The 12,937-nt window shown below is 73.8% G+C and carries 11 protein-coding genes; 6 read left to right on the forward strand and 5 right to left on the reverse strand.

Going from position 1 to position 12,937, the window contains the following annotated elements; all coding sequences use genetic code 11:
• Positions 1 to 880: 880 nt before the first annotated feature.
• Positions 881 to 1,180, reverse strand: coding sequence for a hypothetical protein (locus tag LPA41_RS04070; protein ID WP_229068415.1), 300 nt, complete (start codon positions 1,178 to 1,180; stop codon positions 881 to 883).
• Positions 1,171 to 1,833 carry a hypothetical protein gene (locus tag LPA41_RS04075; RefSeq protein ID WP_229068416.1) on the reverse strand — a complete coding sequence of 221 codons (663 nt, stop codon included), beginning with the start codon at positions 1,831 to 1,833 and terminating at the stop codon, positions 1,171 to 1,173. The genes LPA41_RS04070 and LPA41_RS04075 overlap by 10 nt, the downstream gene beginning before the upstream one ends.
• A 129-nt stretch (positions 1,834 to 1,962) precedes the next feature.
• On the opposite strand from LPA41_RS04075, the gene LPA41_RS04080 reads away from it, so the two are divergent.
• The 5 genes from LPA41_RS04080 (at position 1,963) to LPA41_RS04100 (ending at position 7,662) form a co-directional block, all read left to right on the forward strand.
• Positions 1,963 to 3,753 carry an ABC transporter ATP-binding protein gene (locus LPA41_RS04080; RefSeq protein WP_229068417.1) on the forward strand — a complete coding sequence of 597 codons (1,791 nt, stop codon included), beginning with the start codon at positions 1,963 to 1,965 and terminating at the stop codon, positions 3,751 to 3,753.
• Positions 3,750 to 5,615 (forward strand): ABC transporter ATP-binding protein, encoded by a 1,866-nt coding sequence (locus LPA41_RS04085; protein WP_229068418.1) that lies wholly within the window; start codon positions 3,750 to 3,752, stop codon positions 5,613 to 5,615. Before LPA41_RS04080 ends, LPA41_RS04085 begins: the two co-directional genes overlap by 4 nt.
• Before the next feature lie 24 nt (positions 5,616 to 5,639).
• Complete coding sequence (locus tag LPA41_RS04090) at positions 5,640 to 6,554, forward strand: hypothetical protein (protein ID WP_229068419.1); 915 nt, start codon at positions 5,640 to 5,642, stop codon at positions 6,552 to 6,554.
• Between the two features lie 65 nt (positions 6,555 to 6,619).
• Positions 6,620 to 7,234, forward strand: coding sequence for a GDSL-type esterase/lipase family protein (locus LPA41_RS04095; RefSeq protein ID WP_229068420.1), 615 nt, complete (start codon positions 6,620 to 6,622; stop codon positions 7,232 to 7,234).
• A gap of 65 nt (positions 7,235 to 7,299) precedes the next feature.
• Positions 7,300 to 7,662, forward strand: coding sequence for a hypothetical protein (locus LPA41_RS04100; protein WP_229068421.1), 363 nt, complete (start codon positions 7,300 to 7,302; stop codon positions 7,660 to 7,662).
• Positions 7,663 to 7,678: 16 nt separating this feature from the next.
• Here LPA41_RS04100 and LPA41_RS04105 read toward each other — a convergent pair whose 3' ends face one another.
• Positions 7,679 to 7,891 (reverse strand): Imm1 family immunity protein, encoded by a 213-nt coding sequence (locus tag LPA41_RS04105; protein WP_229068422.1) that lies wholly within the window; start codon positions 7,889 to 7,891, stop codon positions 7,679 to 7,681.
• On the reverse strand, positions 7,888 to 8,118 hold the full coding sequence (locus tag LPA41_RS04110) for a hypothetical protein (protein ID WP_229068423.1): 231 nt from the start codon (positions 8,116 to 8,118) through the stop codon (positions 7,888 to 7,890). The genes LPA41_RS04105 and LPA41_RS04110 overlap by 4 nt, the downstream gene beginning before the upstream one ends.
• A gap of 62 nt (positions 8,119 to 8,180) precedes the next feature.
• Between LPA41_RS04110 and LPA41_RS04115 the strand changes: the two genes are divergently transcribed.
• A complete protein-coding gene (locus LPA41_RS04115) occupies positions 8,181 to 8,744 on the forward strand; it encodes a hypothetical protein (RefSeq protein ID WP_229068424.1) in 564 nt (187 codons plus the stop codon).
• Positions 8,745 to 8,810: 66 nt separating this feature from the next.
• Here LPA41_RS04115 and LPA41_RS42420 read toward each other — a convergent pair whose 3' ends face one another.
• Positions 8,811 to 12,929 carry a hypothetical protein gene (locus tag LPA41_RS42420; RefSeq protein WP_304523745.1) on the reverse strand — a complete coding sequence of 1,373 codons (4,119 nt, stop codon included), beginning with the start codon at positions 12,927 to 12,929 and terminating at the stop codon, positions 8,811 to 8,813.
• Positions 12,930 to 12,937: the final 8 nt, after the last annotated feature.

Raw genomic sequence — 12,937 nt, forward strand, 5'->3', positions numbered from 1 at the left:
CACTGCCAGCCCGCCGCGCCACCGCCAGCCCGCCGCGCCACCGCCCCGTTCGCCGTGCGGCGCTCGCCCCACGGCGCTCGCCCTGCGGCGCTCGCCCCACGGCGCTCGCGGTACCTCGATCGCCGTCCGACCATGCCGCCCGCGCACCAACCCCGCGCCCCCGGCCCCGGCCCGCGCCCCCGGCCCGGCCTCGGCCCCAGTGGCGCCGGACGCGCCGCCCCTGACGAGATGTTGATCTGCAGGCGCTACGAAATCGCGGTGATCAAGGGGTCAAAACCGCGATTTCGCATCGCTAGCAGATCAACACCGCCCCGCGAGCCCAACGCAGCCGACCGCAGCCACTTGCCAGGGGTGGCACCAGAGCACCAGGGCCGAGGGCCGGGGGCAGGCAGCACCACGCCGCACCCCTTCGCCTCGCCCCTCCGCCGCATCAACATCCCGCGCCCCATGCTCGGCAACGTTCTACCAGCGCAAATCGGGCAGAAGAGTTCGCGCTTGCTGCTTGACGAGACCACAGGGGCACCCCCGGAGCCGGCAGAAGGCAACCCAGGTGGCGTGCGGCCGATGCTGCCTGAGCGCCCGACATCAGCCGGGTCGGCAGTATTGCCTGCGAAGCCAACACCCGCCGGGCAGGCGCGACGGCGAGGCGGGTGGCATCGGCGCGGCGGGTGGCATGGGCCGGGCGGGCGGCGACGGCGCGGCGGGCGGCACCGGCCCGGCGGGCAGCACGGGCCCGGCGGGCGGCACGGCATCGGTCCGGCGGGCAGCACCGGCGCGGCGGGCAGCACCGGCCCGGCGGGGCCGCGGTCCTGGAGCGATGAAACAAGCAGCCGAGATGTTGATCATCCTCGGTGCGGCCGGGTGCCGTTGGGTATCCGGGTCAGCGGACGGGCAGGTTCACCCGGCGTCCCTGGCCGAACCGGGCCGTGCCGGTGTCCGTCACCACGGCGAAGGCGCCACCGGGCACACCGTCGCGCACGGCGATCCGGGACGCGGCCTTGAGCAGGGTGCGCTCGTTCGCGCCGGCGATGAAGAAGATGTAGACGTCGCCGAACTCCTCGCCGTCGTCCCACTCCTCGATGCCGAGCTCCTCCTCCAGGTCGATCAGGTAGTCCCCGACGTCGTCGATCCACTCGCCGTCAGCGGTCAGCGGGATGTGGATCTCCACCATTACAGCCATGCCGATGATGATCCGGCAGGGCCGGCACCCCGGCCGCGGCGGGGCTGCGGTCCGGAGCCGGGCAACTGGACCGTGGTGGTGACACGGACCAGCGACGGCGTACGGGGAGTCGAGCCGAAGCCGAACCGGACGGGCGGGTCGACAGCGGCGAGCGGACCCAGGTTCACGCCGTCGAGGACCGCCGAGGCCGTCGTGATCCGATGCAGGTCCTGCACCGCGTACCACTCGCGCCGGCCGTTGCCCGCGCTCCCGTGCGTGCGGACACCCGGCAGCACGCGGGCCGGCACGCCGATCAGCCGGACCCAGCCGAGCCGGCGGGCCAGTGGTGCCGGCACCGCGTGCAGGAGCCGGCCCAGCAGGCCACGGCCACCGGTGGTGAAGCGCAGGGTCAGCGGGCCGGCCGTGACCGACCATGCCGCACCGGACCTGGACACCTCGAACGGGACCACCCGCACCGTCTCGAAGGAGTACGTGTCGGCGACGAACCGGCCCAGCTCCTCGGTCTGGGCGAGCAGGACACGCCGGCCGTCGCCGTACTCGACCATGACGTCGGTGACCGGCCCGAACGGTGAGCCCGGCCAGTGCCCCAGCACCAGCCGTGTCCCGCTCGTCGTGCCCACCCCGGCGATCCACCCGTCAAAACGCATCCGCACGGCCGGTCTGATACCCCCGCGCGGCTGATCGACGCCCGTCCGGTGAGGCGGCTCACCTGGGCTGCGCCATCGCGGGGACGGCATATTAGGCTGCCCTTGCTTTCGATCTTCGGCTGAGGAGTTCCCGCGGTGCCCAGCACGACGAGTCCCGGCACTGCGATCCTGCGGCGGGCGGTGGCCCGCAACGGCAGGCGGCTGTGGACCGGCACCGCCCTGGCCGGTGTCTACCAGCTCTGCGCGGCCCTGATCCCGATCCTGATCGGCGTCGTCGTCGACCAGGCCGTCGGGACCGGCGACGTGACCGCGCTGCTGATCTGGATCTCGGTCCTGGCGCTGCTGTTCCTGGTGCTGACGGTGACGTACCGCTTCGGTGCCCGGCAGTTGCAGCGGGCCATCGCCGAGGAGGGGCACCGGCTGCGGGTCGAGGTGGCCGCGAAGATCCTGCACCCGCGTGGGCTGCGTACCGACCGGCACGCCGGCGAACTGCTCGCGGTGTCGACCTCGGACGCCGACCTGACGTCGTACGTGCTCGACCACATCCCGCGGATCTCCAGTTCCCTGATCGCCGCCACGGTCAGCGCGGTCACGCTCCTGCTGATCTCCCGGCCGCTCGGGCTGATCGTGTTGATCGCCACCCCGATCGTGCTGGCGATCCTCAACCTGACCGCGCCGCTCATCGCCCGGCGCGTCGCCGACCAGCAGGAACAGTCCGGCAAGGCGACCTCGCTCGCCACTGACCTGGTGACCGGTCTGCGGCCGCTGCGGGGCATCGGCGCCCAGGACGCCGCCGCCGACCGGTACCGGGTGGTGAGCCGGCGATCCCTGGACGCCACGCTGCGCGCCGCCCGCACCCAGAACGCGTACCTCAGCGCCTCCACCACGCTGAGCACCCTGCTGGCCGGCGGCATCGCGATCGCGGCGGGCTGGTTCGCGCTGACTGGCCGGATCACGGTCGGCCAGTTCATCACGGTGATCGGCTCGGCGCAGTTCCTGATCGAGCCGTTCGGGGTGCTCGCCGTCGTGCCGAGCTGGTTCGCCGCCGCGCGCGCCGCCGCCGACCGCGTCGCCTCGGTCACCGGTGCCGGCCTGATCCTGCCCGGCGGCACCGCCTCGGCGGCCGCCGCCGGGCCGATCTCGCCCGACCACGCCTCCGTGACCGGGGCCGGGCCGATCTCGCCCGACGGCGTCTCGGTGGCCGGGGCCGGGCCCGGCGGCGCCCGGTGCGACCTGCGGCTGGCGGGTGTGACTTACGGTTCGCTCGCCGGTCTTGACCTGCATGTTCGGCCCGGTGAGCTGGTGGGCGTCGTGGCGCACCGGCCGGCGGACGCCGAGGCGCTGGTGCGCCTGCTCGCGATGCCCGACGGCTACGACGGCGACATCGCACTCGGCGGGGTCCGGCTGGAAACACTCGACCGGTCCGCGGCCCGCGCCCTGCTGCACGTCGAGCCGCACCGCACGGACCTGTTCACCGGCACCCTGGCCGCCAACATCGATCCGCACGACGCCGGTGCCGAGCGGCGCGCCGCCGCCGTCCGGGCCGCCGCCGCCGACGAGGTGGCCGGCCTGCACCCGGACGGGCTTGACGCACCGGTCACCGAACGCGGCTCCAACCTCTCCGGCGGCCAGCGGCAGCGCATCGCCCTGGCCCGCGCCCTGCTGGCCGGGCCACCACTGCTCGTCCTGCACGATCCGACGACCGCCGTGGACGCGGTCACCGAGCACGCCATCGCCGGCGGCATCCGGGCGCTGCGGCACGGACCGGACGCCGGCCTCGGCACCGTCGTGATCACCAGCAGCCCGGCCTTGCTCGCGGTCACCGACCGGGTCGTCGTCATCGGCGACGGCGCGGTCGTCGCCGAGGGCACCCACGCCGAGCTCAGCGCCGGCGACGACACCTACCGCCGGACGGTGCTGCGATGAGCGCCCCGCAGCTCCCGGACGATGGGCGGCAGCTCCCGGACAACGGGCCCCAGCTCCCGGACAACGGGCCCCAGCTCCCGGACGACGAGCCGCAGCTCCTGGACAACGGGCCGCAGCTCCCGGACAACGGGCCGCTGCTTCCGATCGCCGGGCCGCGGCAGAGCCGTGCCTGGCTCGGCGCCGAACTCCGCACCCGCCCGGCGGCGACCGGGTTCACCCTGCTCGCCGGGCTGCTCGCGGCCGGCGCGTCGATCGTCCCCGCGTACATCCTGGGTCTGCTCGTCGACCGCATCCGGGCCGGCGGCGATGCCGCCGCCATCGCCCCCGCCGCCGCGGCGATCCTGGCCGCGGCCGTCGTCGGTGGCGCCGCGACCGGCCTCGCCGGGTACCTGATCAGCCGGCTCGGCTCACGCATCCTCGCCGACCTGCGCGAACGCGTCGTCGCCACGGCTCTGCGCCTGCCCGCGACGGTGCTCGACCGCGCCGGCCGCGGCGATCTGCTCTCCCGGGTCGGCGCCGACATCACCGCCATCGACAAGGCCGTCTCCGACGTCCTGCCCGGCATGATCTCCGCCCTGCTGCTGGCCGCCCTCAGCCTCGCCGCGATCATCGGGATCGACTGGCGTCTCGGCCTGGCGGGGGCGCTCGCGGTGCCGCTCTACGTGCTGGCGCTGCGCTGGTATCTGCCGCGCGCCGCACCCTCCTACGCGGCGGAACGGGTCGCCATCGCCGCCCGGTCGCAGCTGTTCGTCGAGGGCATGCAGGGCATCCCGACCGTGCACGCCTACCGGCTGGAGGACCGGCACCTCGCCGGCATCGACGGCGCCTCCGCCCGGGCCCGGGACATCTCGATCTCGGTGTTCGCCCGGTACACCCGGTTCGTCGGCCGGATCAACCGGGCCGAACTCGTGGGGCTGGCAGCCGTGCTGGTGGCGGGCTTCGTCCTCGTACGCCAGGGGCTGGTGACCGTCGGCGAGGTCTCCGCCGCCGCCCTGCTGTTCCACCGCGTCTTCAACCCGATCATGATCTTGATGGTCACCTTCGACAAGGCCCAGGACGCCGGCGCCAGCCTCGCCCGCCTCGTCGGTGTGCTCGGCACGGACGTGGCGGAACGCGCCGCCGGCACCCCGCCGACCGGCCGCGACCTGGTCCTCGACGACGTCAGCTTCAGCTATGACGACGCCACACCCGTGCTGCGCGGCGTCAGCCTGCGGGTCGAGCCCGGCGAACTCGTCGCGCTGGTCGGCTCCACCGGCGCCGGCAAGACCACGGCGGCGTCGCTCGCCGCCGGCATTCTGCGGCCGGACAAGGGGTACGCGCTGGTCGGCGGCGTGCCGGTGACCGACCTACCGGCCCGGACCGTGGCCATCGTCAGCCAGGAGACCCACGTCTTCGCCGGCCCGCTCGCCGAAGACCTGCGGCTGGCCCGCCCGGACGCCACCGACGACGACCTCGCCGCGGCCCTGGCAGGCGTCGGCGCCCTCGACTGGGCGCGCGCCCTGCCCGCCGGCCTGGACACCGTGGTCGGCGACGGCGGCCACCAGCTCACGGCGGCGCAGGCACAGCAACTGGCGCTGGCCCGGGTGGTGCTTCTGGACCCGCCGGTCGTGGTGCTGGACGAGGCCACCGCCGAGGCGGGCAGCGCCGGCGCCCGCGACCTGGAGCAGGCCGCCACGGCGGCGCTGCGGGGCCGGACCGGTCTGGTGGTCGCCCACCGGTTGACGCAGGCGGCCGCCGCCGACCGTGTCATCGTGATGGAGCACGGCGAGATCGTGGAAAGTGGATCACACGCCGAGCTGGTCGCCGGCGGCGGGCGCTACGCCCGGCTGTGGGCGGCCTGGTCGGCGCGGGCGGGTTCCTGAGCGCTGTCGAACTGGGGGTACGGGATGCGGATCGTTGTGGAAGCCACCTCGGCGTTGACCTTCGACGACGGTTCACCGGTGCGTGCCGCGTCCGCGATCGCGCCGTTCGGGGACGGCTGGCTGGTCGCGCAGGACGACGCGACGCACGCGGCGTGGTGGCGATCGGAAACGGTCACCGCCGTACGCGTCGTGGAAGCCGTCGACGGCCTTGAGGTGTTCAGCTCGGCCGCCGGCACCAAACACCTGAAGCCGGACTTCGAGGCGGCGTGCCCGGTCGGCTCCGGCGTGCTGCTCCTCGGCTCCGGCTCCACCGACGCCCGGATGCGAGGTTCCCTGGTGACCCCGGGGCCGGCCTTCACCGCCGCCGATCTGGCACCGGTCTACCACGCCGTCGCCGACGCCCTCGGCATCCCCGTCGCGCACCTGAACCTGGAGGGCGCCTGCCGGGTCGGCGACCGGTTGCGCTGGTTCCAGCGCGGGAACGCCGCCGCCGGCGCCCCCACCGCCTGCGTCGACGTCGACCTGCCGGCCCTGCTGGCCGCGGTGACCGGGACAGGCGCCGCCGGCCGGGTCGCCGTCAGTGCCGTCCGGCGCTACGACCTGGGCACCGTCGACGGTGTCGCGCTGGCCGTCACGGACGCGGTGTCGCTCTCCCGCCCGGTCGCACCCGGTGGCGGCTCCGTGCTGGTCAGTGCCGCCGCCGAGGACACCCCGAACGCCGTCGACGACGGGCCGGTGGTGGCCGCCGCGCTCGCCCTGCTGGACGACGACAGCGTGGTGGCGACCGCGGAACTGCCCACCCTGCCCGGCGGCCTCTACAAGATCGAAGGCCTGGCGGTCGCCGACGAGCTGCCGGACGGGCTGCGCCTGATCGCCGTCGTCGACGCGGACGACCCGGCCGTCCCCTCCCGGCAACTCACGCTGCGGCTGCACTGGTGACAGGTTTTTTGCGACCATTTTCTCAGCACGGAACGTTCCCGGCGCTTCCGGCGTTGCCGATCAACGTGACTCTTGCCTTCGCGATCCTCGGCGACTCCATCGCCTACGGGCAGGGCGCCGCCCGACCGGCCGACACCATCGGCAACCGTCTCGCCACCGACCTCGGCCGGCACGGCACGCCCGTCGACCTGCACATGTACGCGATCCCCGGCGCCGACAGCCGCGGCCTCGCCGCCCAGGTGCAGCGCGCCGCGGCCGCCCGCCCCGACCTGGCGCTGATCATCATCGGCGCGAACGACCTGACCCACCTGGTACCGCCGCACCAGGCCGCCGCCCTGCTCGGCGACGCCGTACGCACCCTGCGCGCCGCCGGCACCGAAGTCGTCGTCGCCCCCGCACCGGACCTGAGCGTGGTCCCCTGGGTGCCGCCGGCGATGCGGGCGGCCGTGCAGGCCGGCAGCCGCTTCCTCCAGCAGGAACAGGCCCGCGCCGCGATCGCCGCCGGCGCCCGCGTCGCCGACATCGGCGGCAGCTCCGCCGGCCGGTTCGCCGCCGACCCGGCCCTGTTCAGCGGCGACCGCTTCCACCCGTCCAGCGCCGGCTACGCGGTCATCACCGACGCACTCACCCCGGAGATCCGTGCAGCCGCCGAGGCAGCCCGCTCCACCCGCGCCCGCTGACCCTTCCGGGCCCTCGTCCAGCGGGATCATCCCGCATCGCAACCGTCACGGTGCACAGTGAGTCCATGGCCGAGGACTCCTACCTCGCCGGCGAAATGGCTTCATCGCTGGAGAGGCTGCGCAAGCTCAGTGACGAACGCCAGGCCGACCTGCGCCGCTCGCCGGACGTCGTCAGCCCGCCCGACGACGCCGCGCAGCACCGCACCGAGGCCCTGGACCAGCGCGACGAAGCTGCTGACCGGCGCGTCGAGGCCTTGGACCAGCGCGACGAAGCCGCCGACCGGCGCGACGCGACGCAGTCGCAGCGGGAGACCGAGCTCGACGACCGGCAAGCGGCCCTCGAACAGCGGGCACAACTGCTCGGCATGAGCGACCTGCTCGGCATGAACAACAGCGAAGCTGGGGCGCGCGGGGATGGGCCGGCCTGATCCGGTCAGCCGGGCGTCAGCTGTCCGGATCCTCCTGCCATGCGGCACAGGCCGGACGTTCTCCTCCGGAGAGCAGGAACTCCCTGGCTGCCTGCCGCACGAGACCGACGGACACGTCGGAGTGCTCCGGGAACTCCATGAGCGTGCCCATGAGGCTGTAGACGCCTTGTTCGTGCCCGTCCTGCGGCCCGGCCGAATACCGCAGTCCGTCGCCGTCGCGCCACCTCATCTCGCGCCCACGTTCCGATGATTGTCCACGCCGATACACAGATCGTGGTCGGGGAATCCGTGGACCGGGTGGACGGGCCGCTGCAGGCAGATCAACTGCGCCATGTCGTTGCCGTCATTGCCGGCGAGCAGGGCAACCAGCACCTGGTCCACGTCGTGGGGTGAGGCCAGGATGACGGGGTTTTCGGCGTGCTCCGGCCGGTACCGGGCCTCAACTGTGGAATTCATCGTCGCCTTCTCCGAAGAAGCACGGGGCTGTCGCCCCGGGGGCGGTGCGGGATGATGCCGGCATGGAACAGCAGCGGATCGAGCTCGCACGCCAATTGCGCGCTCTGGGCATGTGGGCGTCCCTTTCCGAGGAGGAGGCCGCAGCCGCGGAACAGACCGTCGCGAACGGTGGCTATCCATTCAGCATCGACGAGCCACTGGAGGGTGTCGGATGGTTCTTCACCGACGGTGAAGCGCTGGCCGAAGGACAGATCAAATGGGTTCTGTCGACCATCGAACCGGCCCTGCGACGCCACGGCGTGGACCTCCAGGTCGAGGTGGTGCATCAACCCCGCGTCAACGACGAAGAAGGCGACTACATCATCGCCATCAACGGCCGGCCCTGCGTCATGTGGTCGCAGGAAGACTGGCCCGCGCGGCGCGCCCGGCGCACAGCGACCGTCCGCCCCCTCGCGGTCCTCAACGACCTGCTGGCCGAGGCGGGGGCGACCGTACGGCTGTTCACCCTTTACACCGGCGCAGAAGACGGGATCAGCTGGCTGCTGGATCCGCGAATCGTCGCGGCGGTCACCGACAGCGGCTTGTACAAGGAAAGTGACGTGCCCGCTCTGGCCCGGCACGATTGATGTCCGGCCGCCCGCCGGAGCGCTGCCCCGCGACAACGGGCGCGCTCCGGGCGGGCGATCAGCCCATCACACCGAAATGGGATACAACGTCACCTTGATGTTCCACTGCTCCGCTTCCTTGAGCGCGTTCATGAGTTCGGGGAAGTACTCCGGCGGCATGTTCTCGGGGTAACCGATCTTCAGTTCCCAGTTCTTGACGTCGAGACGCTTGGGGTGGTCGGCCGAGTACCATCCGTCATCGAATTTCTGACCATTGCGCAGCTCGCGGACAAGTTTCTTGGCCTGGCTCGCGAACTTCCCCGGCGTGTCGTAGCTCATCCGCCGCCAGTCGATGGTCTTGATGCTCGTCCCTGTCTTCGATGCTTCGTCCCACGCGTCGATGTAGGGGAATCGGTCCTTGAGATTTCCACCGAGAGCATCCTCGATGGTGAGGCGGTCCGCGTCGCTCCACTCCTCCGAACGGAGACCGGGCACCTCCTGGCGCGACCCGTGTCCGATGCTGCCCTTGTTGGCGACGGAGTTGTCCAGGTCGAGCCGCATCCGCTGGATCTCGTTCTTGGCCTTGAACATGCCGTCGGCGGTGAGCATGATGCCGCCGGTAGCGAGGGCGGCTCCGCCGACCATGACGCCGCAGGCGACGACACCGGCGAGAACGGTGATGCCGCCTGCGGCGCTGACCCCGATGACAGCACCGCAGGCCGCGGCCGCGCCACCGGTGCCCAGCGCCACGCCACCGTAGATGGCCGCGGTTCCGGCGACGATCTCGATCGCGTACTCGAGGAGCGCCTCGATCTCCTCGCGGTTCTCCTCGATGAAGGTCAGGAACACCTGTGCGTTGCTCTCGACGGTGGCGAGCAGGTCGTCGATGGCTCGCTGGAGTTCCCCGCCGCCGGGGGTGGCACCGGCAGCCTGGCTGAGCTTGAGCATCCCCTCCTTGAACTTCTGCGCGTTCACTTCCGTGGTCGCCCGTTCGGCGGCGGCCACGGCCTCGAACTCCGCGTTCTGGATGGCCACCAGGGCGCTCTCGGCCTCGGACGCGGCGTGTTCGGCGTAGTCCTCGGCTTCCTTGGCCTGTTCTTCGGCGTGGGTGGCGGCGTTGTCGGCGGTGGTGGCGTGGTCCTTGGCGCGGTTGGCGGCGGCCTGCGCCGCGTCGGCGTCGGCGGCCGCCTGGTCGGCGGCGGCCTTGGCCGCGGCCGCCTGCCGGGTGGCTTCGTTGGCGGCTGCGGTAGCGGCGCCGGCGGCGGAGGTGGCCCGGTCGGCCGCGGCGCGGGCGTTTGTTGCTTCGGTGGCGGCGGCGTTGGCGGCGCGGCCGGCGATGGCGGCGTCGGCGGCTGCCTGGTTCGCCGCGGCGCGGGCGGCCTTGGCGTCGGCCTGCGCGGCGCGGTCGGTGGCGTTGGCCTGGGCGGCGGCGGCACGGGCGGCGGCACCGTGCTGAGCGGCTTCGGCCGCGGACCGCTGCGCCGCGGCAGCGGACGTTGCCGCAGCGGCGGCGGACGCGCTGGCCTGGGCCGCCGAGGCGAAGGCCGGCCGGGTCTGGTCGCTGGCGTTCTGCGCGGCGCGGGCGGCCCGCTCCGCTTGGTCGGCGGCGTCCGCGGCCGCGGCGGTGGCCAGGGTGACCTGGGTGTCACCGAGATCCTGGGCGCGTTCGGCGACCAGGACGGCGAACGCCGCGTCGATGTCGTGGGCGGCGAACGGTGCGGCCTGCCCGATCGCCGTGCCGGCCGGGTCAGCGATCCCGGCCGCGGTCTGCACGGTCGCGCGGGCGGCGCGGGTGGCGATCCCGGCCTGCAGCGCCGCGGTGGATGCCTCCGCCGCGGCGGCGTCGGCCTCGTCCCTGGTGCGTTGCGCGGCGAGCATCGCCTGCCCGGCCTGGGTCAGCGCGTCCTGGGTAAGTGATGCCGCAGTGCGGGCGGCCTCGGCGGCGCGGGTCTGCTGCGCGGTGGCCTGTGCGGCTGCGGCGTCGGCGCGCAGGGCGGCCGCATGGGTGGCGGCGGCTTCGGCCTGCGCGGCATCGGCGGCCTCCCCGGCCCGGGCGGCGGCCGCATGCGCGGCGTCGGCGGCGGCACGGGAGCGTCCGGCGGCGGCTTCGGCCTCGCTGGCAGCGGCGCGCGCCTTGGCGGCGGCCGCGCGGGCCTGGCGGGCCGCTGCCTGAGCCCGGGCGGCCGCGCCGTCGGCCTCGATCGCGGCCTGCCGGGCGTTGCGGGCGGCGCCGGCGGCGGCGTCGGCGGCGTCCTGAGCGCGACCGGACGCGGCGGCTGCCTCGTCGGCACGGGCCCGGGCCTGTTGCGCGGCGGCTTTGGCCTTGTCCTTCTCGGAACCGGCGGCGAGGCTGGCGACGACCGCGTCGGCGTGGCGGGCGCGGGCCTCCGCGAATTGCTGTGCCTCCGCGGCCTGCACGGCAGCGCGGGCCTTCTCGGTCGCGGTGCGGTCGCTGGCGGCGGCGGCCTGGTTGGCGCGGGTCGCGATGCCGTCCTGTTCCTGGGCCTTGCCGCTGGCGGTGGCGGCGGCGTTCTCCTCGCGCTGGGCGGCCACCCGTTTCTGCTGGGCGATCTGGGCCTGGGCGTCGGCCTCGGCCCGTTTCTGGGTGGCTACGTCGCGCTGCTGGCGGGCGGTGTCGCGGTGACGTTCGGCGATGGCGGCCTGCTGCTGGGCGATGGCGCGCTGCCGTGCGGCGGTGTCGCGTTCGCGTTCGGCGATCCGGCGTTGTTCCTCGGCGGTGTCACGTTCCCGCTCGGCGGTGGCCCGGTGCTGCTTGACCTTCTCGGCGTGCGCGATCGCCTGCGCCAGGGCGGCCTCGGCGTCGGCGCGGGACCGTTTCGCGCGGACCGCGGCGTCGGCCGCTGTCGCGGCCTGCGCCTTGGCGGCGGCGGCGATCGTGGCGGCACTGACGGCGTGCTTCTCGGCGGCGCTGCGCCACTGCGCGGCGTTGGCGCGGTGTTTCTCGGCCTTGTCGGCCGCGCCGGTGGCGGCGTCGTCGGCGACGATAGCGGTGACGGCGTGCTGTGCGGACTCCGCGGCCCGGTACGCGGCCTCAGCCGAGTTGCTCATCGCCTGCACCACGGTGACCCACTGGGTTCCGTACTCCAGGCCGGTGTCGATGAGCACCTGCGCCTGCACCGTGGCCTGCGCGGCAGCGACCCGCGCGTACTCCGCGAAGTCGGCGGCGTACCCGGTCTGGCGGGCCACTTCCGCGGTGACCAGCTGGAAGCCGCCCTTGGCCCCACTGGCCGTGTTGGCGGCCAGGATCTGGTACGCCTGCCGGGAGGCGTTACCGGCCGAGGTCATCGCGTTCGCGGCGTTCTGCAGCGCCCGCACCCCGTCGCCGTGCGCGACCATGATGAGCCGGCGTGCCTCGGTCGCGCGACGGGCCCGCTGCGCCAGATCGGTCAGCTCCTCCGCGGCTTTCTGCCGGGCGGCCAGATCCGCCATGTAGGCCTCGTGCGCCTCCGCGTCCTTACGGGCGGCGACCAGGTAGCCGGTGGCAAGGAACTCGGCGACCGCGGTGTCCCCGGCGGCCAGCGCCGCGGCGGCCGCCCTCGCCACCTCGGTGCCGTTGGTGCCGGCCAGCATCTGCACGCGTTGTCGCAGCACCCGGCGGCGTTCGGCCTCGGCCGCACCGGTGGCGGCGTCCCGGGCCGCGGCCACGTCCCGGCCGTACGCCAGGAACGTCTCGCGGTCGTAGGCGGTGCCCTTGAGCGCACGCTGCACCGCGGCGTTGAACTCTGTGCCGCCGGTGCCGGCCAGCGCGGTGATCGTGGTGACGTTGCGCGCGTCCACGGCGGCACGCCGCTTCTTGGCCTGCGCCCGCGCGGCGTCCGCGCCACCACCCAGGAACGCCATGATCGCTGCCGGGGTGCCGGCGTTGAGAGCCTGCCGGGCGGCGGCCCGGACCTCTTCATCGGCATCCAGCCCGGCCATGTCCGCGACCAGGTCACGCAGCCGGTTGTCGAAGACGACGCCGTCGTCCGGCTCATCCTGCTGCTGTTCCCGCACGAACCGCTCGATCAGCGGTGTCAGGGCGGTCAGGTCCGCCGCCGGCTTTGCCGCCGGGGCGGCCTGCGCGGGAACGGACAGCCCCGCGACGGCCATCAGGGGCACGATCAGGGCGGCGAGCACACCCGACCATCGGGTACGGCCGGAGCCGCGCCCTGGCGGCCGGAGAGTGCGCGAGCGGGTGATGTTCACCGGACTCC

The organism is Actinoplanes sp. DH11, from assembly GCF_020873875.1.
Taxonomy (GTDB): domain Bacteria; phylum Actinomycetota; class Actinomycetes; order Mycobacteriales; family Micromonosporaceae; genus Actinoplanes.